At 71.6% G+C, this 23,544-nt stretch carries 21 protein-coding genes; 15 read left to right on the plus strand and 6 right to left on the minus strand.

The features are described from left to right. Positions 1–76: 76 nt before the first annotated feature. From ACJ8AN_RS27350 to ACJ8AN_RS27400, 11 genes are all read left to right on the plus strand, one after another. On the plus strand, positions 77–742 hold the full coding sequence (locus ACJ8AN_RS27350; RefSeq protein WP_407758427.1) for a cytochrome c oxidase subunit 3 family protein: 666 nt from the start codon (positions 77–79) through the stop codon (positions 740–742). 15 nt (positions 743–757) lie between these two features. Next, positions 758–1,183, plus strand: a complete 426-nt coding sequence (locus ACJ8AN_RS27355; RefSeq protein WP_407758428.1) for a cytochrome C oxidase subunit IV family protein — start codon at positions 758–760, stop codon at positions 1,181–1,183. A gap of 111 nt (positions 1,184–1,294) precedes the next feature. Beyond that, positions 1,295–2,248, plus strand: a complete 954-nt coding sequence (locus tag ACJ8AN_RS27360; RefSeq protein WP_407758429.1) for a GNAT family N-acetyltransferase — start codon at positions 1,295–1,297, stop codon at positions 2,246–2,248. Positions 2,249–2,268: 20 nt separating this feature from the next. Beyond that, a complete protein-coding gene (locus tag ACJ8AN_RS27365; RefSeq protein ID WP_407758430.1) occupies positions 2,269–3,414 on the plus strand; it encodes a hypothetical protein in 1,146 nt (381 codons plus the stop codon). Then, on the plus strand, positions 3,414–3,713 hold the full coding sequence (locus ACJ8AN_RS27370; protein WP_407758431.1) for a YkgJ family cysteine cluster protein: 300 nt from the start codon (positions 3,414–3,416) through the stop codon (positions 3,711–3,713). Before ACJ8AN_RS27365 ends, ACJ8AN_RS27370 begins: the two co-directional genes overlap by 1 nt. Before the next feature lie 13 nt (positions 3,714–3,726). Next, the gene (locus tag ACJ8AN_RS27375; protein WP_407758432.1) at positions 3,727–4,713 is read left to right on the plus strand and encodes a hydrolase; all 987 of its coding nucleotides are present in this window, start codon (positions 3,727–3,729) and stop codon (positions 4,711–4,713) included. A gap of 376 nt (positions 4,714–5,089) precedes the next feature. Next, a complete protein-coding gene (locus tag ACJ8AN_RS27380; RefSeq protein ID WP_407758433.1) occupies positions 5,090–5,563 on the plus strand; it encodes a hypothetical protein in 474 nt (157 codons plus the stop codon). Between the two features lie 77 nt (positions 5,564–5,640). Next, positions 5,641–8,643, plus strand: coding sequence for a hypothetical protein (locus tag ACJ8AN_RS27385; RefSeq protein ID WP_407758434.1), 3,003 nt, complete (start codon positions 5,641–5,643; stop codon positions 8,641–8,643). Positions 8,644–8,664: 21 nt separating this feature from the next. Beyond that, entirely contained in the window at positions 8,665–9,288 is a 624-nt protein-coding gene (locus ACJ8AN_RS27390; protein ID WP_407758435.1) for an outer membrane protein, read from the plus strand. 159 nt (positions 9,289–9,447) lie between these two features. After that, positions 9,448–9,918, plus strand: a complete 471-nt coding sequence (locus ACJ8AN_RS27395; RefSeq protein ID WP_407758436.1) for a hypothetical protein — start codon at positions 9,448–9,450, stop codon at positions 9,916–9,918. A gap of 84 nt (positions 9,919–10,002) precedes the next feature. Then, positions 10,003–10,584, plus strand: a complete 582-nt coding sequence (locus ACJ8AN_RS27400; protein WP_407758437.1) for a hypothetical protein — start codon at positions 10,003–10,005, stop codon at positions 10,582–10,584. 72 nt (positions 10,585–10,656) lie between these two features. Here ACJ8AN_RS27400 and ACJ8AN_RS27405 read toward each other — a convergent pair whose 3' ends face one another. Next, a complete protein-coding gene (locus tag ACJ8AN_RS27405) occupies positions 10,657–11,064 on the minus strand; it encodes a DNA-binding response regulator (protein WP_407758438.1) in 408 nt (135 codons plus the stop codon). 317 nt (positions 11,065–11,381) lie between these two features. On the opposite strand from ACJ8AN_RS27405, the gene ACJ8AN_RS27410 reads away from it, so the two are divergent. Both ACJ8AN_RS27410 and ACJ8AN_RS27415 read left to right on the plus strand, forming a co-directional pair. Beyond that, positions 11,382–12,764 (plus strand): DEAD/DEAH box helicase, encoded by a 1,383-nt coding sequence (locus tag ACJ8AN_RS27410; RefSeq protein ID WP_407758439.1) that lies wholly within the window; start codon positions 11,382–11,384, stop codon positions 12,762–12,764. Next, positions 12,758–13,942, plus strand: coding sequence for a DUF790 family protein (locus ACJ8AN_RS27415; protein ID WP_407758440.1), 1,185 nt, complete (start codon positions 12,758–12,760; stop codon positions 13,940–13,942). Before ACJ8AN_RS27410 ends, ACJ8AN_RS27415 begins: the two co-directional genes overlap by 7 nt. A 20-nt stretch (positions 13,943–13,962) precedes the next feature. Here the strand turns inward: ACJ8AN_RS27415 and ACJ8AN_RS27420 are convergent, their stop codons facing one another. After that, positions 13,963–14,331 (minus strand): helix-turn-helix transcriptional regulator, encoded by a 369-nt coding sequence (locus ACJ8AN_RS27420; protein ID WP_407758441.1) that lies wholly within the window; start codon positions 14,329–14,331, stop codon positions 13,963–13,965. Positions 14,332–14,456: 125 nt separating this feature from the next. Here ACJ8AN_RS27420 and ACJ8AN_RS27425 point away from each other — a divergent pair, with 125 nt between their 5' ends. Next, positions 14,457–14,828 carry a two-component system response regulator gene (locus ACJ8AN_RS27425; protein WP_407758442.1) on the plus strand — a complete coding sequence of 124 codons (372 nt, stop codon included), beginning with the start codon at positions 14,457–14,459 and terminating at the stop codon, positions 14,826–14,828. Between the two features lie 9 nt (positions 14,829–14,837). On the opposite strand, the gene ACJ8AN_RS27430 is transcribed toward ACJ8AN_RS27425, so the two are convergent. The 3 genes from ACJ8AN_RS27430 to ACJ8AN_RS27440 all read right to left on the minus strand — a co-directional run bounded on the left by ACJ8AN_RS27430 (position 14,838) and on the right by ACJ8AN_RS27440 (position 18,459). After that, complete coding sequence (locus tag ACJ8AN_RS27430; RefSeq protein ID WP_407758443.1) at positions 14,838–15,047, minus strand: MbtH family protein; 210 nt, start codon at positions 15,045–15,047, stop codon at positions 14,838–14,840. Positions 15,048–15,219: 172 nt separating this feature from the next. Continuing rightward, entirely contained in the window at positions 15,220–17,262 is a 2,043-nt protein-coding gene (locus ACJ8AN_RS27435; RefSeq protein ID WP_407758444.1) for an AAA domain-containing protein, read from the minus strand. 9 nt (positions 17,263–17,271) lie between these two features. Beyond that, positions 17,272–18,459 carry an AAA domain-containing protein gene (locus ACJ8AN_RS27440; protein ID WP_407758445.1) on the minus strand — a complete coding sequence of 396 codons (1,188 nt, stop codon included), beginning with the start codon at positions 18,457–18,459 and terminating at the stop codon, positions 17,272–17,274. A gap of 76 nt (positions 18,460–18,535) precedes the next feature. Here ACJ8AN_RS27440 and ACJ8AN_RS27445 point away from each other — a divergent pair, with 76 nt between their 5' ends. After that, positions 18,536–19,360, plus strand: coding sequence for a metallophosphoesterase family protein (locus ACJ8AN_RS27445; protein ID WP_407758446.1), 825 nt, complete (start codon positions 18,536–18,538; stop codon positions 19,358–19,360). 6 nt (positions 19,361–19,366) lie between these two features. On the opposite strand, the gene ACJ8AN_RS27450 is transcribed toward ACJ8AN_RS27445, so the two are convergent. Further along, on the minus strand, positions 19,367–23,497 hold the full coding sequence (locus ACJ8AN_RS27450) for a protein kinase domain-containing protein (protein ID WP_407758447.1): 4,131 nt from the start codon (positions 23,495–23,497) through the stop codon (positions 19,367–19,369). Between the last annotated feature and the right edge of the window lie 47 nt (positions 23,498–23,544).

The following is a 23,544-nucleotide window of genomic DNA, read 5'->3' on the forward strand; positions in this document are numbered from 1 at the left end:
AACTTCGTGGGACCGCAGCCCACCTACCCCGAGGAGCCCCACTTCTACGTGGAGCCCAAGAAGGCCGAGGTGCCCGATGCAGTCTAGCTCCGCCGCCGGTACGGCCGGCGCTCCTCCGGTGCCGCAGGTGGCGGCGCACTTCGCGTCGCTCGAGGTGCAGAACCACGCGGCCCGGCTCGGCATGTGGCTGTTCCTGGCCACTGAAATCCTGCTCTTCGCGGGCCTGTTCGTCTGCTACGCGTGCTACCGCTTCCTCTTCCCGGATGCGTTCGCCGCGGCCAGCCGCGAGCTGAACCTGATGCTGGGGACCATCAACACCCTGGTGCTCATCACCTCCTCGTTCACCGCCGCCATGGCGGTGCACTACGCCAAGGAGGCGAAGAACAAGCAGGTGGTGCTGATGTTCGTGCTCACCATCCTCATGGCGTGCGCCTTCCTCGTCATCAAGTACTTCGAGTACAAGCACAAGTTCCACGAGGGCCAGCTGCCCGGGCCGTACTACCGCTACGAGGGAATCCAGCTGCCGGGCGTGTCGATGTACTTCACGCTCTACTTCCTCTCCACCGGCCTGCACGCCTTCCACGTCATCGTGGGAATGATCGTCCTCGCGTGGGTGACCACCAAGGCGATGAGGAACCAGTTCAGCTACCGCAACTACACCGCCGTCGAGCTGGGCAGCATGTACTGGCACCTCGTCGACCTGGTGTGGATCTTCCTCTTCCCCATGCTGTACCTCATCTAAGGGAGCCGCTCGCCCATGTCCGCGATGGCCAATGAGTCGCTGAAGGAAGATCGTGAGATGCGCGAGGAGCACCACTCCGGACCGGGGAGGTACATCCTGGTCTGGGCGGCGCTGATGGTGCTCACCGTCGTCACGGTGTACACCGGGCACATGCACCTGCCGAATTACGGCCTGGCGCTCGCCCTGATCATCGCCAGCGTGAAGGGGGCGCTGGTGGCGCTGTTCTTCATGCACCTCGCCGAGCACAAGGGCGCCAACCGGCTGGTGTTCGGTACGTCCATGCTCTTCGTGGTGCTGCTGCTGCTCTTCACCCTGTTCGACTTCGGGACGCGCTTCCGCCCCACCCTGCCCTCCAACTCCACGCCCATCCAGTGGCCCGTGGAGACCGGACAGGCCGGCCGCTACGGCGGCGCGCTGAAGCCGCCCGGCACCCACCCGTAACACCGGCACGTCCCTCGCGGGACGTCCACCACGCGGCGCCGCGGGCCAGTCCCCGGCGCCGCGTTTCATTTGCGGGCCCGGCCCCCCGCCCGACGGCGTAGGCTCCCGCCCATGCACCTCGCTGTCGCCACCGAGGAACAGAAGGCCCAACGCGACGCGCTCACCTACTCCGAGTGGGGCAAGCGCCTCACGGTGGAGGGTTATGTCTCCCGCGAGCAGCGCCTGCGCGCCCACCCGTGGGCCTCGGGCATGGTCACCTGGCTGCTGTGCGGCGAGGACGGCGGCGTGCTCGCCTCCTGCGAGACGTTCCGCACCGACAGCTTCCTGCGCTCCCCCGACGGCTCGCTCGCCCCGGGCGACAGCTTCGCCATCGCCAGCGTCTTCACCGAGGAACGCCTGCGCGGCCACGGCTACGCCACCCGCCTCATGGACCTGCTCGCCGCCGAGATGGCGCGCCAGCCCCGCGCCCACGCGGCCCTGCTCTTCTCCGACGTGGGCCCCCGCCTCTACGCGCGCTCGGGCTACCACGAGCTGCCCGCCTGGGACTGGCTCCTGTCCCCCACCCCCGGAGATCCCAGCGCGCTCGTGGACTCGCTCCTCCCGGAGGACGGCCTCGACTGGGCGCTCGGACGCCTGCGCCGCCCCGAGGCGCCCTTCTCCTTCTGGCCCACGCCCGCGCAGCTCGACTGGCACCTCGAGCGCGGCCGCATCTACGTCGACTACCTCCCCGGCTGCTCGCTTCCCGTCTCCGCCGGCGCCACCGTGGGCGAGTCCACCGCCGTCTGGGGGCTCGTGGGCCGCAAGGACGAGCTCACCGTGTTGATGCTCGATGCCCACTCGCCCGAGCATGCCCGGGCCCTGCTCGGCGCGGCCCAGCGCGAGGCGCACCGCTCCGGCCTCTCCCGCGTCGTGCTCTGGGAGGAGCCCGCCCTCGCCCCGCTCCTGCCCCTCGTGGAGGGCGCCTCCCGCGTGGCCCGCGAGGGCTCGCTGCCCATGGTGCGGCCCCTGCGCCGGGACCTCCCCCTCGCGGACCCGCTCCCCGTGCCCCGTGGGCTCTGGGTGTGAGGACCCGCTAGGATGCGGCCATGGCCACGCGCACCCGCATCATCGAGGGCACCTGGAACTGCACCTCCTGCGATGCCCGCGACATCCTCGCGAGGCACCGCAGCTGCCCCACCTGCAACAACCCGCGCGAGGAGACCGGCCAGGAATCCGAGTTCGACTTCGGGGGCGTCGACGCCACCTCGGGCAAGTCCCTGCGCGAGGGCGTCACCGAGGAGAAGGCCCTCTCCGCCGCCGCCGCGGGCGTGGACTGGTTCTGCGACTACTGCGGCGCCTCCAACCGCGGCGACGCGCCCCTGTGCCGCCACTGCCGCGCCCAGCGCTCCGACACCTCGCGCACCCTCGCCGAGAAGCCCGCGCAGGCCCCTCGCGCGCCCGCCCCACCCCCGCCTCCCCCCTCCAAGGGCTTCGGGCGCAAGTGGCTCGTCCTGGGCGCCAGCCTCCTGTCGTGCTTCGGCACCTGCATGTTCTGGGGCTCGCGCGGCCATGAGGTCACCGGCCAGGTGTCCTCCACCGAGTGGACTCGCACCGTGCACCGCGAGAGCTTCCAGCGTGTGAGCAAAACGGGCTGGAGCGATGAGCTGCGCACCCGCTCGCCCCGCATGCCCGTCAACGGCCAGGGCGAGGAGCCCGGCGTGGAGAACCTCCGCGACTGCGTCACCCGCCAGCGCGGCACCCGCCAGGTCGCCGATGGCACCGAGCGCGTGTGCTCGACGAAGTCCCGCCGCGTCCAGTGCGGCTCCGAGGAGAAGTGCTCGCGCCACAAGATGGGCAATGGCTACATGAAGGAGGAGTGCCACGACGTCCCGAAGTACTGCAGCGAGTCCTACCAGGACTGCCGCAACCAGACGCGCTACCGCTCCGAGCCCGTCTACGGCCAGAGCTGCACCTACGACACCTACGCCTGGAACGAGACGGATGTCCGCCAGGAGTCCGGCCGCGACAGCGCTCCCCGCTGGCCCGAGCTGAGCACCGGCTCGCTCGACCGGCTGCGCCGCGAGGAGAAGTACGCCGTCCACATCGGCTACTCGGACGACGGCCCCAAGGACTACGCGCTCGAGCCGAAAACCGAGGCCGAGTTCCTCTCCTGGGAGAAGGGCCAGTCCGTCCCCCTCCAGGTGAACAACTTCGGCTCCGTCAACGTCCTCGCCGGCGACAGCGTGCGCTGATGGCCTCCCTGGAATGCACCCGCTGCGGCGCCTGCTGCGTGGCGCCCGACATCGCCGCGCTCGACAAACCGCTCGGCCTGCGCTGCCCCCACCTCACCGCCGACAACCTCTGCTCCGTGTACGAGCGGCGCCCCCAGGTGTGCCGCGACTACCAGGCCGACGCCGTCTGCCGCCTCATCGAGGCCCCCACCCTCGAGGAGCGCGTGCGCAAGTACCTCGACCTCTTCGGCCTCGCCCCCGAGGCCGACGCCATCCGCCAGAGCGGCTGTTCCTCCATGCGCAAGGCCCGCGGCGGGTGATATCCCCCCGCACGTGTCCTTCCTCCCCACCGAGCCCTTCGCCCCCGCGCGCGGCCTCGCCTCGCCCCACGCGCAGACCATCTACGCCTCGCTCGCGCGCCCCACGCACGCGCCCCCGCTCGAGCGCGAGCGCTGGGAGCTGCCCGACGGCGACTTCGTCGACCTCGACTCCTTCGACGGCGTGACGGGCGCCCCCCACGTGGTGACGCTCCACGGCCTCGAGGGCTCCTCGCGCGCCGGCTACATCACCGCCATCCTCCGCGGCGCCGCCGAGCGCGGCTGGGGCGCCACCGCCATCAACTTCCGCTCCTGCAGCGGAGAGCCCAACCGGCTCGCCCGCTCCTACCACTCGGGCGACATCGGCGATGCGCTCTCCGTGTTGAAACACCTGCGCGCGCGCCTCACCGGCCCGCTCTACGCGGTGGGCTTCTCGCTCGGCGCCAACGTGCTGCTGCGGCTGATGGAGGAGACGGGGGAAAACAGCCTCGTGGACGCCGCCGCCGCCGTGAGCGCTCCGTATGACCTGGGCGCCTGCGCGGACTCGCTCGACGGACCCGGGCCCTTCCAACTGCTCTACCGCGAGCGCTTCCTGCGCACCCTCAAGCGCAAGGCCCGCGAGAAGCTGCGCCGCTTCCCCGGTGCCTTCGACGGCGCGGCGCTGGAGCGCGTGCGCACCATCCGCGGCTTCGACGACGTCGTCACCGCCCCGCTCCACGGCTTCCGCGACGCCGCCCACTACTACGCCGAGGCCTCCTCGGGTCCCCGCCTCCACGCCATCCGCCGCCCCACCCTGCTGCTGAGCGCCAAGGACGACCCGATGATTCCCGCCTCCACCCACCCCAAGGACGCGGCCGCCCACCCCCACCTGCACCTCGTCGTCACCGAGCACGGCGGCCACGTGGGCTTCGTCGCCGGCAACGCCTTCTCCCCCGCCTTCTGGGGCGAGGCCCAGGTGCTGGCCTTCTTCACCACCCGCAATGCGAACGCCCGGCCGGTGTGACCCGGCCGGGCTTCCACACAGGGTGCCCCAACTCCCCGCCCCCACCACCTTCCTCGCGACGGGCGGCCCAACCGTCCCCGACCCCATCACCGCCGCCCGCCGCGAGGCACCCCAACGGTACCGCCCCACCCACCCCACCCAACCCCGTCCAGCAGCACCGCCCCGTCCTGCGCACCGAGGCTTCAGCATGCGCCGTGCCGACGCCCGCGGACGGACGGCTTCCCCGTGATTCCAAGCGTTTGAGGACGCAATCCGGCCGGGGTACGAGACGGAGGCCCCCCGCGCACGGAAAAAACTCCCGGCCGCGCTCCCGCGCACGGAAAGGCGCGTCGGGCCAGAGGGAAAAACCTTGCCCACCCGCGCTACAACCCCGCCCATGCCCGCCCTCCCCCCCTGTGGCCTCTACCGCACCCGCCGCGCGCTCGGCTCGGACGTGCCCGCGGGCCGGCTCGTCTACTTCCACAACCATGGCGACCCGGGCCCCGGCCTCTACCTGCCCAGCAGCTGGGCGGCCAACCGGGCGCAATGGCACTCGCGCGGCACGCCCCTGCCGGACGCCTCCTGGGCCGAGCACCTCGAGCCCCTTCCCCCCGAGGGCCTCTACCGCGTCCTCGCGCCCTTCCCTTGTTGCGCCAGACGTTGCCGGACCTTCGAGCCGGAGCAGCTCGTCCAGCTCGGCTACACCGCCGAGGCCGAGCCCCTCCTCTTCCTCCCCGGGTGGAGCGCGCAAGGGCTGGAGCTGCCCACCACCGGCACCCGCGTGGAGCGCGAGGTCCTCGAGCACCTCGCGCCCTTGAAGGTCGCCCGCGACGAGTCCGCCTCCGAGGCAAATCCCTCGCTGTTCCACTGAGCACGGCTCCTCCTCGGCGGCGGGAGTGACCGTTGCCGGACACGTGGGGGCTCTCCAGACCGAGGAAGAGACCCCCTTTGCGTCTTCGTGTCGCAGCAGCCCTGCTCACCCTGGCGGCGTGTTCCCGCACCACCGAGGGACCGACCCCCACCGTTTCCAGCACCACCAACCCCAAACAGCCGAGCGCCCAGCCCGCGCGCGTGTGCACCGCGCAGGGAGCCCCCAACGGGTGGCGCGTGACGCTGGCCGGCAATGGCTTCGCCCCCATGCCGCAGGACGTCCTCACGGACTCGCCCAAGGTGGGCCTGCCCGAGGTGACGCTGCGCGGCGCCGGCACCGCGACGCTCGCCCGCGAGCGCGTCTTCTTCGTGAGCCCCAGCCAGCTCGAGCTGGACGTGCCCACGCGTGACACCTCGCCCGCCGCGGACCTGGCGCCCGGCAGCTACACCGTCGAGGTGAAGAACCCCAGCGGCACCACCGGCCAGCTCGCCGACGCCCTGCTCGTGGTGCCCCCGCCCACGCTCACCGGCGCCAACGCCCCGGGCGGCTTCACCCAGACGGCCCCCAGCGCCGTGGAGCTCACCGGCTCGGGCTTCCGCACGGGCGAGGCGCCCACCGTCGTCATCCGCGGCGCCGGCCTCCCCGAGGTGACGCTCACCGACGTGGCCGTGTCCTCCGCCACGCTCGTGACGGCCAACGTCCCCGCCAACACCCCCGCGGGCACCTACGACGTGGTGCTCACCAACCCCGAGGGCTGCTCCTTCACCCTGCCCCAGGGGCTCGTCATCAGCTACGTGCGCCTGGGCACCCTCAGCCTCGACCCGCGCTTCGGCTGGCAGCGGCAGAACACCTCCATCACCCTCTTCAACGCGCCCACCGGTGAGCAGAAGGGCTTCTCCAACGGCTCGCCGGAAATCTTCCTCTTCGCCCCGCTGAAGTCGGACCCCAGCAAGCCCGTGGAGATTCCGCTGCGGCGAAGCGCCTTCCTCAGCGCCACCACCGTCACCGCCGTGGTGCCCACCTGCTCGGGCAACGCGGCCCTGCCCCTCGCCGGCCCCGAGTGCCCCAACGGCATCGTCCCCGGCGGCCCCTATGAGCTGCGCGTGAAGGACCCCAGCGGCGCCACCGGCTCCATCTCCGCGGCCAACGGCTTCACCGTGCTGGAGAACCCGGCGCCCACCATCACCTCCATCTCCCCGAGCGCCATCACCACCAACGGCCTCACCGACCCCGCCAACCCGCTCGTGGTGACGGGCAGCAACTTCGGCGCCAACGCCAAGGTGCAGCTGCTCCTCAAGCCCGTGGGCAGCCAGAACATCCGCGCGTGCGACCTGACCCCCACCGGCACGCCAAGCGCCACCGAGCTGCGCGCGCTCGTCAACAACGTGGCCCAGGCCAACTGCGTCGAGTACACGCCCACCGGCACCCAGGTGGCGGCCACGGGCGGACTCAGCCTCGCCGCGGGCCTCTACGTGGTGCGCGTGCAGAACACCGAGAACCCGGCGTACGCCAACTACTCGGGCCTCATCGTCACCAACCCCTCCGCCAACCCGACGAACGACACCACCACCGTCGCGCCCACCCCGACGAAGCTCAGCGGGCCGCGCGGCAACTTCCCCCTCGTGGTCGCCACGGACGACCTCGGCCAGCCCTACCTCTACGCGCTGGGCGGCACCAGCGGCACCACCGTGCTCGCCTCCGTCGAGGTGGCCCCCGTCTCGCTCTTCGGTGAGGTCGGCGGCCAGTGCACCGGCACCACCTGCACCTTCCGTACGCTCGAGCGCTCGGCGCTGGGCGCGGGCGCGACTCCGGTGGCCCGGCGTGGCGCCACCGCCGTGGTGCGCACCGTCCCCGGGGATACCTCCTACGTCTTCGTCCTCGGCGGCATCCGCGCCGATGGCACCGCGATGAACACCGTGGAGCGCGCCCAGGTCCTCAAGGTGGCGGATGCCCCCGCGCTGCAGCCCCCCACCGTGGGCACCGGCGGCACCCTGCCCGCGGGCACCTTCTACTACCGCGTGTCGGCCGTGCTCGACGCCGCCGACCCCAAGAACCCCGGCGGCGAGACGCTGCCCTCGGACGAGTACCCGGTGACGGTGGGCGCCGCGGGCGCGGCCTCCACCGCGCTCTCCTGGCCCTGCCTCCCCGGCGCCGCGAAGTACCGCGTCTACCGCACCGCCGAGGCCAACGCCGTGTCCGGCAGCGAGCTGCTGCTCGACGAGGTGGCCGCCACCGCCGGCACCTGCACGGGCTCGCCCCTGCCCAACGTGAGCTACACCGACACCGGCTCGAAGACGCCCGCGGGCGACGCGCCGCTGCCTCCGGGCGCGCTCGGCAAGTGGGTCAGCGCGGGCACCCTGCTCAACGAGCGCGGCAACACCGCCGCCCGGCTCGAGGGGGACACCGTGTTCGTCGCGGGCGGCTTCTGCTCCACCGTGAGCGCCAGCTGCGCCTCCGCCGGTACCACCCTGGCCAGCGTCGAGCGCGCCACCTTCGCCGCCAACACCGCGGACCTGGGCGCCTTCGAGGCCTCGGGCACCCTCACCCGCGCGCGCCAGCGGCACTCGCTCGCCCTGGCCAACGCCACCACCGCCCCCAATGCCTTCACCTCCGCCACGCCCGACAACAGCCAGGACGCCTGGCTGCTCGCGGTGGGCGGCGACGCGGGCAGCACTCCGCTCACCGGCGCCGGCATCATCGAGGTGGCCCAGGTGAAGAGCGCCGCGGGGCTCGTCACCACCCCCGTCTTCACCCAGGCCAACTACAACACCGCCAGCACCCACGGCGGCTGGAGCGAGGTCGTCGCCAACTACCTCTTCCAGGCCGGCGCCACGGGCGGCACGGGCTTCGCCTTCCGCTCCAACTTCGTGTGCGGCAGCTCGGGGAAGGATCCCGCCCGGTGCACGGCGGCCACCAGCTTCTCGGGCACCCTCAACGCCACCTCGGTGAGCTACGTGAGCGGCGGCCCGCGCTACCTCTCCGGCAACGTCCTCTTCCGCGCCTTCGTCTACACCGCGGGCGGCTTCCCCAATGACGCCGTCACCACGCCCACCGACACCGTCGAGCGTCTCATCTACTAGGCCCCCGGGAGCGCCCCCACCATGAACGCACTTCCTCTCCTCTCCCTCCTCGCGCTCGCCCGGACGCCCGCGGCCGCCGAGTCCCCGAAGACGACCGAGGCCACCACCGAGGCCTCGAAGGAGCCCGGAGGCCGCCTCCTCCTGGCCCCCAAGCTGGGCTTCTTCAAGACGACCACCCCGCTCAGCGGCGCATTCTTCCTCGGGGCCGAGGTGGGCTACGTCACCCCGCTGCTCAGCAACCGCCTGGCCATCGTCGCCGAGCTCGACTTCCACCAGCCCAACGTGAAGGGCACGCTCAGCGACCCGCAGCTGCAGGCGGACGAGGCCTACACCCTCACCGAGCGCGAGATGGCCGTGCTGCTCTCGGCCGTGTACCGCTTCGAGGGCACCCTCACCCCGTACGTGGGCGCCGGCCCTGGCCTCTACCTGCACCGCGCGAAGAGCGAGGCCTTCGGCAACACGTACACGGAGACCGAGGGCAGCGTGGGCTTCCAGTTGCTCGGCGGCCTCGAGTACACGCTGGGCCCCGGCGGCCTCTTCGCCGAGGTCCACTACCACTTCACCCGCGTGGACTTCCTCACCACCGGTGACGTCAACGTCGGCGGCTTCCTCGCCGCGGGCGTGGGCTACCGCTTCCGCTTCTGAAGCCCGGGTAGGACCAGAGGGTGCTCGTCACTCACGAGTACCCTCCGGGTTGGGACCCGCTCCGCGCCTCCGAGCGACGGGCAGGCCGGAGCGGGTCTCGCATCACGGATGGTCAGGTCAGACCCCCTCGTAGTCTGAGGAGAGGGAGGTCTCATGCACATGCGGCGCGCATCCCCCGCTCGGCGGCTCGTGGCGTTCCTGGCACTCCTCGCTTCGGCCTGGCTCGCGTGCGTCGGCGGTCACATTCCGCCCTCCACGTTCCAGTTCGAGAACGTCGTGCCCTACACCCCTCCAGATGGAGGCGGATGGAAGGCCGCCCAGGTGCTCGTCCTGCTGAGCAGGATTTCTCCCTCCTTCCCCCAGTCCGCCACCTGCGACATCGAGGTGGGCGTTCCCGAGAGGCAAGGGAACACGTGGGTGACGAACGAAGACGCCCAGGCGGCGGCCGCCGAGGCATCGGACAGGGCCGCGCGCATCGTCCTACGCGAGCGCCTGATGACCGCCGTGGCGTGTATTCGGTTCAGGGAATACATGCAGCGCCTCATACGGAGCGAGGTGTCCAAGCCCATTCCTAGCGCCCAGGTCTCTGCCTTCAAGCGGGTGCTCGTCTCCCGGAAGACGTTCCCTTGAGCTGGCGAGTCCTCCGCACCCTCGAAGGCAGTAGGAAGGACAGGTGCCCGTCTCCCGTTACGAAAGGTACGAGGCACCTCCCGCATGAAGCTGGACCCCTTCACCGACGCGCTCGTCCGTCTCGTCCACTGCTACTACCCGCCTGGAGTCGAAACCTATGAGCCTCGCTACAAGGAATCAGAGGAGAGCCAGCGGCTCGACCGGCTGATGCTCGCCCACCAGCGGCCATCGCCCACCTGGAAGGGCTTCACCGGCAAGGTCGTCGAGGAGTTTCCCGGATGCCACATCTGGGACATGACCGTGCCTCTGCTCGAGCCCTGCAACATCATCCGGGTCTCCCTTCCGGGCTCCACGTCCGATAAGCCCCCGTACGACAGCGTCGTGGGCCTGCTGAGTCGGCTCGCGCCGGTGTATGCCCTCTACGCGTCCCACTACACGAACAGGCTCTCTGGGGGGGAAGCCTGGTGGCGCTTCGCCCCCTTTCCTCCCGAGTACCAGGAGCACGAGGCGAAGCTCGCCGCGCTCATCGAGGCCACCCTGGGCTTCACCCGCGTGTCCACCGAGGCCCTCCTCACCCCCGTGCCAGACCTCGCGCCGGTCAGCGGCAACGCCGTTCTCGGCGAGGCCGTGCTCGCCGACTGCCTCTTCACCCGCGTCCGCTGGTGAGCCACCTCGCGGCGGCACGCACCGTCGCGAACCCGCGCAGGGCCACCGGTCCGGCCTACCGATGCGGCGCGCTCAGGCCTCGCCAGTAGGCGGACGCAGCACCCGCAGCAGGTGCTGGGCGAGCAGGTCCCTGGTGGCGCGCCGCAGCTCGCTGAGCAGCAGGTGGAGCCCCTCGGCCGAGCCGTCGCGCACGTCGCGCACCCGCTCCTCGCTGCCATCGAAGACGCGCAGGCGTCCGGGTATCAGGGTGATGAGCGGCTGGCGCGGGTAGCGCCGCTTGAGCAGCCCCAAGAGCAACGGGTGGTCCTCGTCCGGCCGCCGCGCGTCCACCACCACCAGGGCGGGCTCCTCGTCGGCGATGGAGTCCAGGGCCTCGTCCGCGTCCGCCATGGCGACGACGGAGAGGTCCGGCTCCGACAGGAGGCGCGAGATCAGCTCTCGGGAGGGGCGGTGCGGGCTGAGGATGACGATGCGGCGCATGGGATGAGGGAAGACTACCCCTTGAGCACGACCCGCGCCCCCCCTCGGGCCCCACTGCCCGGCGAGCCGGCGGTTGAGCCCTCCCTGAGCCCCCACGGCCACGCCGCATCGGAGGGGTAGCAACGGACTCCAGCGCAGACCCGGCAGGTAGCCGAATGTCCGCTTTTGAGCAACACTGCCCGACCCTCCCCCGGGTAGGGCCCCTCCCAGACTCCTCCCTGAGCGTCCGGAGAAGCGGACGGGGGCGACCTCGAAAGTCATACGCTGGCCATAGTGCGAAGATCGGGTTACTCCGGAACCTCCCTCCTGCCCCGACCATGGCGACCGAGCTCCACTTCGACTGCGGAACCCTGGTGGCGCCCACGCTGCCGGAAGACGACGCCCTGAGAGCGCTCTTCCAGCGCGACACGCGCACCGGCGTGTACCGCGCCGCGGCCCGTCACTACCGCGAGGTGGTGCTGCGGCTGCGCGAGCTGGGGTTGACCTACGAGGACAGGGCCAAACGCTTCGAGCCGCTGGAGGTGGAGCTCACCACCCCCATCGAGCCCTTCCCGCACCAGAAGGCGGCGCTGGAGGCGTGGAATCGCGCGGGCGGACGGGGACTCGTGGAGTTGCCCACGGGCGCGGGCAAGACGCTGCTGGCGGTGCTGGCCATCGCCCGGGTGAAGCGGCCCACCCTGGTGGTCGTCCCCACGCTCGACTTGATGACGCAGTGGCAGGGCGTGCTGGCCAGGCACCTGGGCGTGCCGGTGGGGATGTTGGGCGGAGGGGTGAGTGACCGGCAGGCGCTGACGGTGACGACGTACGACTCGGCGGCGATGCAGACGGAGTTCCACGGCAACCGCTTCGGCTTCCTCATCTGCGACGAGTGCCACCACCTGCCGGCGCCCAGCTACCGCTTCATCGCCGAGGGCTCGCTGGCGCCGTACCGGCTGGGCCTCACCGCGACGCTGGAGCGCACGGACGGCGGCGAGCGCGTGTGCGAGGAGCTGCTGGGCCCCCTGGTGCACCGCACGGACATCCGCGAGCTGCAGGGCCGCTACCTGGCCCCGTACGAGGTGCGCCGGGTGGAGGTGCCGCTCACGCCCGAGGAGCAGGCGCGGCACGACGAGGCGCGGGCGCGCTACCTGGGCTTCATCCGCCAGAAGGGCATCCGCTTCGACGTGCCGGAGGGCTGGGCGCGCTTCCTCGCGGAGAGCCAGCGCACGGACGAGGGACGCGCGGCGTACCGGGGCTACCGGGAGCAGCGCCGCATCGCCCTCACCTCGAGCGCGAAGCAGGAGGTGCTCTGGCGCATCCTCCTGGAGCACCGCGAGGACCGCGTCATCGTCTTCACCGACGACAACGAGACGGTGTACACGCTGGCGCGGCGGCTGCTGCTGCCGGCCCTCACGCACCACACGCCCGTGCCCGAGCGCAAGGCGCTGCTGGCGGCCTTCTCGAGCGGAGAGCTGCCGGTGCTGCTCACCTCGCGGGTGCTCAACGAGGGCGTGGACGTGCCGGAGGCGCGCGTGGGCGTGGTGCTCAGCGGCAGTGGCAGCGTGCGCGAGCACGTGCAGCGGCTGGGACGCATCCTCCGCCAGCGCCCGGGCAAGCGCGCCCTGCTGTACGAGGTGTGCTCGGCGCAGACGGCCGAGGCCTCCATCAGCGAGCGGCGGCGCCAGCACCGGGCCTACCAGGAAGAGGGTGAGGCGTGCTGACGCGCGAGCTGCTCCTCTTCCGCGTGCGCGACGGGAAGCTGCGCCCCTCCTACGTGAAGCGGGGCGACGCGGCGCTGCTGGCGCTCGCCAACGAGCTCATCGCCGAGGTGGAGGCGGGACGCGGCAGGACGCGCGACGAGGTGGAGGAGACGCTGGGCCTCGAGGCTGGCGCGCACTCGCGGCCCAAGGTGGCGCGAGGACTGGTGAAGCTGCTGGTGGACCGGATGCTCTTCGACGAGCCCGCGGAAGGAATCTCCGAGGCGCGCGCGGCGGCCTTCCGCGAGGCATCCCGGGTGCTGCGCTCGCTGCCCGCGGACGCGACGGTGGAGACCTACCAGGCACGTCTCGCGGAGGCCTTCCCCCGTCCGCTGCCCGAGCTGCGCGAGTCCCTCTACGCCGACCTCCCGGGTCACCGGCGGCTCCAGGACTGGGAGGCGCTGACGGCACTGGAGCTGGTGGATCGCTACAACCTGGCGCTCGCGCAGGGGCCGCTCTTCGACGCGCGGCGGCTGACGCTGCGGGCGAAGGCGCCGGAGCTGCTGCGGGTGCGCAAGGTGCTGCGCTGGCTGAAGTTCTGCCGGCTGGTGGCCGAGGTGCGGCGCGAGGCCGACGACTGGGTGCTGGAGGTGGAGGGCCCGGGCTCCATGCTGGCGCTGCAGAAGAAGTACGGGCTACAGCTCGCGAGCTTCCTGTCCGTGGTGCCGGTGCTCGAGCGCTGGCAGCTCACCGCCGCCCTCGAGAGCCCGCGGCGCCGGGTGACGCTGGTGCTCGACGACAAGGACCCATTGGTGTCCCCGCACGGCGGCGCCCTGGGCCACATCCCCCCCGAGGTGGCCACGCTCGCCGGGGGCTTCGACGACGCGGACTGGGAGCTGGACCTGCTGCCCCTGCCGCGCCACACGGGAGCCGCCGGGTTGTGCGTGCCGGACCTGACCTTCCGCCACCGCCAGTCGGGGCGCGAGGTGGCGCTGGAGCTCTTCCATGCGTGGCACGCGGGCCCGCTGGCGCGGCGGCTCGAGGAGCTGCGCTCACGTCCGGATGCGGGACTGCTGCTGGGAGTGGATCGGGCGCTGGCGAAGGACACCCAGGAGCGCGCACGGCTGGAGGCACACCCGCAGGTGGTGCTCTTCCATGGATTCCCATCGGCGAAGCGGCTGCGCGCGAGGCTCTCACCGTGAGACGTCGGACAACCCCCTCCCTACCCCTTCTGTCCCAGGTGCGCGGCCACGAGGCTCAGCACCCGGAGCGCGTTGCGATCCAACTGGCGGGCGCGCCGCAGCAGGCGGCGCAGCTCCGCGGGCTCATTGACCTCGGGAGGCGGGGTGGGTGGGGCCCAGGACGCGGGATTCTCGGAGGACAGGCCCAGGGCCTCGTCCGCGGACAGGGCGAGCACGGCACACAGCTTGCGGAAGGTGGGAACGCTCGGAAGCATGTTGCCGCGCTCCAGCCGCCCATACACCTCCGTGGCGATGCCGATCCGCTCCGCCACGTCTTCCTGTGTGAGGTTGAGGCGCTGCCGGGCTGCGCGTGCGCACTCTCCCAGCCTCGTTGCCAGCTTTTTTGCCATTGTCCCGGGACCCGAGTGGTTCGGCAGTGGCAATATGACTCGGGAGGTTGGTTTCCCAGGACGACTGGGGTAGTATCTCCGTCCGAGGACCCGTCACGTTACATGCCGAGTTCCGGAGGCCCCGGATGACCGCGGACGCCACGCCCTCCTATCTCTTCGTCGACGAGGATCCGCTGCAACTCTCCGCATTGCGGAGATTGTTGCGAGACCTGCCGGGTACCAAGCGGCTGGCGACCAGCGGAGAAGAAGCGCTGCAGCTGGCGGAGGTGGAGCCGCCCTCGGTCGTGGTCGCCGCGTACATCCTGCCGGGTATGGATGGGTTGTCCCTGCTGGCGGCGCTGAAGGCCCGCACCCCGGGACTGCTGTGCGGACTGCACACCACCCAGCTGCCGTCGCGGGACATCCTCCCGCCCGACATCACCGTGCTGCTCAAGCCCTGCCCGCCGGAGCGGCTGCGGGCCTTCCTCACGCAGGGCCAGGCCCCCACGCCGAAGTGAGCGGGGGACTCAGGACTTCGCGTCCATCTTCTTGCGCAGGCTGAGTGGACGCATGTCCGTCCACACCTGCTTGATGTACTCGAGGCACTCGGCCTTGGTGCCCTCCTTGCCGGCGTCCTTCCAGCCCAGGGCGTTCTCCCGGTCCGCGGGCCAGATGGAGTACTGCTCCTCGTGGTTCATCACGACCTTGTACTTCTGGGTGTCCTCGGTCTCGCTCATGGGTACGTACTTTCACCTGCCCGCCCACGGGGGGTCAATGGGTCCGGAATACCCGGGAGGCGCGGCACCCGCCCGACCTCGGAGGTTGGTACCGGCGCGAGAGGGGCCAGCGAGCGACAGGACCTGCCAGGTTTGAAGCGCGCGGGACCCGGAATCCACCTCGGAGGGCGGCTCAGCGCACACCCCGCGTGAGCGCCCGCGCGTACTCGAAGGCCACCCGCGTGAAGCGCGCCCCGGCGAGCCCGCTCACGTACTGGCGCACCATCGCCCGCGTGGCCCCCACGTAGAAGAGCGCGCGGCGCGTGCGCTCCAGCTCGCGCTCCGTTCGCCCCGGCCGGGCCTCCATCCACGCCATGTCGTCCAGCGCCTCCACGCCGCAGAGGAACACCACCGGGCTCTCGTGCCCCTTGCACGAGAAGGCCGTCGTCACCCGGATGTAGTCCACCTTCCCCACGCTGAAGCCGGACACGTCCTGCCCGCTCTTGCCTCCGAAGGCCACCGCGGGGAGTCCCTCGCGCTCCAGGGCCTCGGCCAGCCGGGCCGGCCGCACCGGCGCCACCACCATCACGTCCGAGGGCAAGACTCCCTCCTCGCTCTGGAGCCGCTTCACCTCGCGCACCAGCCACTCCTCCTCCGCCCGCGGCGAGTCGAAGACGCGCACCGTGGGCACCACGCCCTCGCGCTCGGTGCACTGCAGCCGGTACAGCCCGTCCACCCCCGCCACCGGCGCCTCCAGCAGGCCCTGCTCGCGCAGCTCGTGCGCCCGCATGAACTCGCGCATGCCCGGGTTGGGCACCCCGTGCCGCCCCAGTGGATCCAACACCACGTTGAAGGCCAGCTCGGACACCTGGCGCGTGGAGCGGAACGCCTCGCGCAGCACGCGCACCCGGCCGGTGAAGTCGAGCCCGTCCGGCAGCTCCTTGCGCAGGGCGTCCACCGCGCTGTGCCCGTACACGTTCTGCGAGTCGTCCGCGAAGAGGAGGAAGGCCTTGAGCGGAGGCCCCTCGCCGCGCGAGAGCGGGCGGGCCAGGGAATACAGGTGCGCGAGCTCCGTGGCGCTCAGGTCCTGCGCCTCGTCCACGAAGACGGCGTCGAAGCTCTCCGGGGCGAAGGCACCCGTGCCCGAGAAGTGCGTGAGCGACACCCGCTGCGTCATCAGCGGCGCCCGCTTCCCGAGCCGCTGCCTCAGCGCCGACACCAGCAGGCGCGAGAGCAGCGGCGTCAGCGCCTTGTTGAAGAAGGACACCAGCACGCGCGCTTCCGGGTGCTCCGCGAGGTAGCGCGCCACCCAGTGCGCCAGCACGTACGTCTTCCCGCTCCCGGCCACGCCGCGCACCAGGTGGTGCCCCTCGTCGAAGTGCCGCTCGAAGAGCGCCACCTGCTCCTGGGTGAAGAGCGGGCCCATGCCCCGCAGTGAATCAATCTCCTGTCCCAGCGCCTCGGGCCGCCGCGCCACCTGCGCGCGCACGCCCGGCATCACCAGCAGCGGCTGTAGCGTTAAGCGCGGCTCGAGGCTCGGCGCCACGGGCGTGAGCAGCTCCAACAGTTGCGAGGGAATGGCCGCCTCGGACTCGGCGCGCGAGGAGACGACGAAGAGGTACTCGCGCGCGCGGCTGGCGGCCACGTTGAGCATGGGGGTGAGCTCGCTCGGGGCGAAGGGGCGCCCGGCCGCCACCGTGTCCACCACCACCACGTCGTACTCGGTGCCCTGCTGCCGGTGGATGGTGGAAGCCTGGAAGCGCGACTCGCTCCAGCCCTTCTCCATCGCCATCGCGCGCAGCAACCCCGCCTGTGCCCGGTACGGCGTCACCGCCAGCACCTTGAGGCCCGCCTTCAGCGCAGGGGCGGCGAGCGCCATCACCATCTCCGCCGAGAAGGGCCTGCGGTAGCCGTGGCCCGAGTCTCCCCGCTCATGGCAGACGCGGCGCGCATCCCGGGTGGCCTCGTCCAGCACCACCCAGCAGGCCCGCGCGGCCGGGTACACGTCCACCGTCTTCGGCTGCCGCGTGCGAGGGCCCTCGCCATCCTCGAGCATCCCCGCGTAGCAGAAGTGGCTCACCACCGAGCCAATCTGCGGGTGCATGCGGTGCTGCGTGCGCAGCAGCAACACGTGCGAGGACTCCGTCGCGGCCTTCGCGTCCTCCAGGTGAGACAGCGGCGAGCTGCGCATCCACGTCTGCACCGGCCGCTCCGCCCCCTCCAGCGCCCGGCTCACCGGGCCAATCTACTTCGGGTCTCCGCCCAGCAGCACCTTGCGCGCCAGCGGCGCCATCAGCCCCACCGCCGCGCGCGACACCATGCCCGCCTCGTCCACCACCAGCCGATCGAATCGCTCGGCGCCCTCCAGCTCGGACACCAGCCGCAGCGCCCGGTGCACGGTGAGCACCATCAACGTGGCGAAGCCCTCGCGCGCCACGAAGAGCGTCTCGTCCGTGAGCCCGTCGCGCACCTTGCGCAGCTCGGCCTTCACCGTGGCCAGCCGCGAGGAGCTGGCACCGTTGAGGTACTCGCGGCGCACGCGCTCCTCCATGTGCTCGATGCGCGCCGCTTGCTTCTGGTACCCCGAGTCGTGCAGCACCGCGGGGAAGGCGTGCGTCAGCTCCTGGCCCACGCCCACCCCGCCCCGGAAGATGCGGCACGTGGTGTCCGGCGCGTAGAGGGCCCCGGCCTTGGACAGCATGCGCGCCACGCGCAGCGCGAGCGTGTCGGCCGCGCGGTTGGTGGGCGCCACCGCGAGAATGCGCTCCTTCGGGTTGCGCTGAATCGCCTGCGCGAGCAGCCGCGCCACCGTCTCCGTCTTGCCCGTGCCCGGTGGTCCCCAGAGCAGCGCCCAGGGCTTCTCCCACAAGTCCTCGGGGCCGGGAGATGGGCCCGCGCCATCATCGGGGATGCGGCCGCACACGCGGTCCAACGCGTCGCGCACCTGCGGCCCGCGCGAGTCATAGGCCCGCGAGGCCGCCAGCAGCGCCTCGGAGAAGTCGAAGGGCTGGAAGGCCCAGCGCTCGGCCGAGGCCACCTCGGGAGGAATGTGGCCCAGCGAGCGCGTGGAGAGGAAGACGCGCCCGTTCGTCGGGTCCACGTGGACGATTTCGCCCACGAAGCGGCGCTCGTCCGGGAGGAAGCCGATGAGCTGCCCTCCACCCCAACTCGGGTCCGCCGCGGGCTGCGGGGTGAGGCCGAGCATCGACTCGTCCTCCAGCCGCACGTCCACCGCGCCCTTGAGCATCTGCCAGCGGTACAGGGAGCGCTCGCTCTCCAACGCCGCCAATAGCTCCGGCGGCAGCACCGAGCGCACGACGAGGTCGGCGGGCTCGGCGGATGCCGTGGACTGCGGAGCCTGGGCGGCAGGCTTCCGGGCGTGACGTGCCTGTGCGGACTCGTTCCCCATGCGGATGGCCGGAGCGGCCCCCATGGTGCACGGATGAGGCTCGAAGGAAAAGCAGGCGCCCCCGGAGTCCGTTAAGGTGGACGGTCCGAGCGCCCCCACCATGAAGCTCTACGCCCTCAGTGATCTCCACCTTCGCCACGAGCACAACCGGCAGGCGCTCGAGTCCCTCGCACCGCACCCCGAGGACTGGCTCATCGTCGCCGGAGACGTGGGCGAGACAATCGAGCACATGGACTTCGCCTGGCGCACGCTGACGAAGCGCTTCCGCCAGGTCGTCTGGGTACCGGGCAACCACGAGCTATGGACGCTCTCACGCGAGCAGCCCGCCCTGCGCGGCGAGGCCCGCTACCAGCAGCTCGTGGCCCACTGCCGCTCGTACGGGGTGCTCACCCCGGAGGACCCCTATCCGCGCTGGCCGGGCGAGGGCCCCCCGCGCGTGCTGGTGCCGCTCTTCCTCCTCTACGACTACTCCTTCCGGCCGGACTCCGTCCCCGAGGAGAAGGCCATTGAGTGGGCGATGGAGACGCACGTGCTGTGCACCGACGAGGCCGTGCTCCACCCGGACCCCTACCCCACCCGGTCCGCCTGGTGCGCGGCGCGCGTCGAGCAGGCGCTCGCCCGGCTGCAGGCCCTGCCCGCGGACTGCACCACCATCCTCATCAACCACTTCCCGCTGCGCTACGAGCACGTGCGCCTGCCGCGCATCCCCCGCTTCTCCATCTGGTGCGGCACGAAGAAGACCGAGGACTGGCACCTGCGCTTCCGCGCCGAAGTCGTGGTTTCCGGCCACCTGCACATGCCCGCCACGCTGTGGCGCGACGGGGTGCGCTTCGAGGAGGTGTCGCTCGGCTATCCCCAGCAGTGGACGTGGCGCGGCGACATCTCGCGCTGCCTCCGGGAGATATTGCCCGGCGCCTCGCGCTGACGACCGTCAGTGGGCCGCGAGCGCCCCGGGCTCTGGAGACGAGAGCTGCTCGAGCAGGACCCTCGCGTCCTGGAAGTCCAAGGCCTCGGGGTCCACCCGGGACGCGTGAAGGGCGCGCACCAGTCTCCGGCGGGCCCGCGTGCCGTGCCCCGTGTCCCGCAGCAGTCGCGCCAGGGCCACCGTCGCGCGCAGCTCGAGCAACGCCGACCGCTGGTGACGCGCCTGGGTGCGGGCCCTGAGGAAACACCGCATCGCCTCCTCGTCCTCCCCTTGCAGCCGCAGGAGCTCGCCGCGGATCCGGTGCAGCTCGGGCTGGAGGAAGTGAATGCCCATCTCCTCCGTGCGTGCCAGGGCCTCCTCCACCGAGGCCAGACCCTCTCGCACCTGTCCCAGACTTCCCTGCACCTCCGCGAGCAGTCCCTGGTAGTGAGGGATGAAGTTCCACTCCCCCACGACCAGGGACTGTTCGAAACCTTCACGCAGGACCTCGAGGCCCTCCTGGCGCCGACCCAGTCGGGCCAGCGCCCAGCCTCGAAACACCTTCGCCGGTGCCGCGAAGGGATGGAGCCGGGCCTGGGATGCGACGAGCAGGGCCTCCTCCGCCCACTCCAAGGTGTGCGGGGCATCCCGATCGAACTGGGCCACACCCGCCAGAAAGGTCAGCGCATAGACCAGACTCATGGGCTGATTCAGCCGCCGGGCCCGCGCCAACACCTCGGCGCCGCACCGCCTCGCCCGCTGCACATCGCCCAGGAGCGCGCGAAGGATACACAGGAACATCAGCTCGTAGACCTCCTGATCGACCCAGAGGCGGCTGCCGAGAAGCCCGAGGAAGGCGCCCGCGTCCGGCGCCTCCCGGGAGAGCGCCCTGGAGCGCTCGAATAACTCCAGGCTCCTGACGAGCTCTCCCCGTTCGCGGCAGATGAGCGACAGGTTCAGGTAACCCATGGCACACAGCATCCTGCTCCCCCGGTGCTGGCCCAGGGCCAGGAGCCGCTCCGCCAGTTCGTGCGCCAGCGAGAGCCGGCCCCCGTTGACGAAGTAGGGGCACAACCAGCTCCACATCAGGTCGAGGTACGGGAGCGACTCCCCCTCCTGCTCGAACAGCTCCAGCGTCCGGGCATGAATCCGCTCGATCTCGGGCGAGCCGTAGCCCTGCGTGTTCATCAGCGCGATGCCGAGCCTATTGAGCAGATGCATCTCCTCGCCGCTGCGCCGCGCGACATCCGGAAGGGCTCGCAGCAGCGCCAGCGCCTGCCTCAGATGCTCGACGGCCTCCAGGTGGGCCCACCGCTGGAGAGCCTGCGCCACGGCCCGATTGTGGTAACCCAGGGCCCGCTCGAGCTCTCCCGCCTCGGTGTAGTGATGGGCGAGCACCTCGGGCCGGGTGTCCACCACGTCGGGGAAGCGCGCCTCCAGCACCTGGGCGATGTGCCGGTGGAACTCGCGCCGGCGGCCACGTGGAAGGGATTGCCAGGCCACCTCCTGGAGGAGCGCATGGTGGAACCGGTAGCCCGGCCCGGCGGAGTCGTCCCGCTGGAGGATTCCGGCCGACACCAGGGACTCGAGGTCCCCCCGCAGCTCGGCCTCGCTGCGTCGCGTGAGCGCGGCGAGCAGGGCCCCGGTGAAGTGGCGGCCCACCCCCGCGCCGAACCAGACCAACGCCCGCTGCCGGGACGGAAGCGCGTCGAGCCGGCTCGCGAGCAATTCATGGAGGGTGAGCGGTATCGACGCGGGGGCCCGCTCGAGCACCAGACGCGTCAGCTCCTCGACGAAGAGCGGGACCCCTTCCGTCCTGGCCACGAGTTGCGCGACCCGCTCGTCCGGCAACTCGCGGCCCCGGGCCACCTCCCGCACCAGGAGCGCGGTGGACTCCGCGGACAGCCGCCCGAGCTCGAGCCGGTGGAACCCGGGCCCCGGCGGCCAGGGTGGAACGAACCCGGGGCGTGCGCTGAGCACGATACAGAGCCGCTCGCGCCCGATGGAATCCACGAGGCTCCCGAGCAGCTCCAGGGTGGACGGGTCCGCCCAGTGCAGGTCCTCCACCACGACGAGCACGGGCCGATGCTCCGCCATCCGCGAGATCAGGGCCCGCAGCGCGGCGAGCATCCACTGCTTGCGCTCCCGCTGCCGCTCCAACGAGAGCGCCATGGAGGGTGCGTCCTCCTCACTGGAGGGAGAGAGCAGGGAGACGAGACCATCGATGTACCGCGCATCCAGTCCGGGCTCGCGGAGCAGTCTCCGTGCACCCATCCACGAATCGAGCTGGCCACGCAGCTCCCGCCGGGGGAGCGCTCGCGCTTCGAGCGGAAGGAGGCGCCACAGCAGGTCGATGATGGGCGCGAAGGCGCTGCTCTCGAGCTGTGGCCAGCACTGGCCCTGGATGAGGTAGGCCGACTCCGGGGAGAGCTGGCCAAGCAGCTCCTGGATGAGGCGCGACTTGCCGATACCGGCCTCACCGCTGACGAGCACGAAGGAGCCCCGCCCTTCCCGGGCCTCTTGCCAGAGCGCGAGGAGTGTCTGGAGCTCCCGCTCCCGCCCCACCAGGGGGGTGATGTGCCCCGTGGCGAGCACCCGCTCGAAGCGCGTCACCGCCACGCGCTCGCGCAGCACCCGCCAGGCCGTCACACGCGGTCCGCTCACCGGCGCGGGAGAGCCTTGGGTGACGAGGGGCTCGGTCTCGAAGGCACCGCGCACCAGCCTCCAGGTGGAGGCACCGAGGGCCACGCCTCCGGGCCCGGCCCGCTCCACCAGCCAGGAAGCGACGCGTGGCGCCTCGCCCTGGATGGCGGGCCCCACTCCGGGCGACTGCTGCGGGGAGACGGTGAACACAACCGAGTCGGTGTGGATGCCCACACCCACGGAGAGTGGGTGGCCCGGCAATCGGGGAGGCTCGCGCTGGAACGTCTCTCGCAGCTCGAGCCCCGCGCGCACCGCGCGCTCCGAGTCATCCTCGTGCGCCACCGGGTAGCCGAAACAGGCGAGCACCTCGCCTCCGAGAAGCTGGAGGACGAAGCCCGCGTGCCGCTGGATGACCTGGGAGCAACGGCGGTGGAAGTCCGCCTCCATCTCGAGGGAATCCTCGGGGTCGGGCCGCTCGGGGAGCCGGGCCAGTCCCACCAGCCCGCAGGACACGAGTGTCACCTGCCTGCGCTGGGGACCCAGGGCGAGCGACTCCTCGTGCCACGGCCCGAGCTGCGCCTCCAACCGCTCCAGCCGGTGGGCCAGATCGGCCGCGCAGAACAGCCGCCGCGAGGGCTCCTTCTCCAGGGCCAGCGCCACCAGCCGAGCGACTTCCTCGGGCAGCTCCGGCGCCCGTTCGCGGACCGAGGGCACCGGCTCGGCGGACAGCACGCGCGAGCGCAGCTCCTCGAGGCTGACGCTGGGATAGGGCAGCTCGCCGGTGAGCAGCTCGAAGAGCATCACCCCCGCGGCCCAGAGGTCGGTGCGCGCATCCTGCGGCTCGCCCCGCCACTGCTCCGGAGCCATGTAGGGAGGCGTCCCGGCCGTGGGCAGGTGGGGCACGACCGCGCCTCCGGAGCCCATGAGGTGCGCCAGTCCGAAGTCGAGCAGCTTCACCGGGCCCTGGCGGGTGAGGAAGACATTGCTCGGCTTGAGGTCCCGGTGGACGAGGTGGCGCTCGTGGGCATGCGCCAGGCCCCAGGCCACGCCGCGCATGATGCCCAGCGCCCGCCGCAGCCCCGGCCGCCCCCGCTTGAGGAGCGAGCTCAGCGACTCCCCGTCCAGGCACTCCATGACGAGGAAGGGGACACGGGGCTCCCACGGCGCGCCGCTCCACTCGTCCACGTCGAAGATGCGGACGATGTTCTCGTGGTCGAGCTGGGCGACGGCCCGCGCCTCCTGACGCAGCATCGCGCCGAGCGCTTCCCCCTCGCTCGCCGAGCCACGGGGCAGGAAGAACTTGAGGGCCACGACGCGCTGGAGCTCCGCGTCCCGGGCGCGGAAGACCTGGCCCATGGCGCCGCCGCCCAGCGAATCGAGCACCTCGAACCGGCGCTCGTCCGGCCCCCCCAGCCGGGCGCCCGGAGTGGGCATCCGGTAGGGCACCTCGGCGCGGACGACCTCCTTCAGGAACGAGTCGTTGAAGTCCTCGAGCTCCTCCGTGCCTTCCACCATGGACGACTCCTCGCGCTCCAGGGAAAGGTAGAGGCCCGAGGTGCGTC

It is taken from the genome of Archangium sp., from assembly GCF_045802675.1.
Classification (GTDB): Bacteria; Myxococcota; Myxococcia; order Myxococcales; family Myxococcaceae; genus Archangium.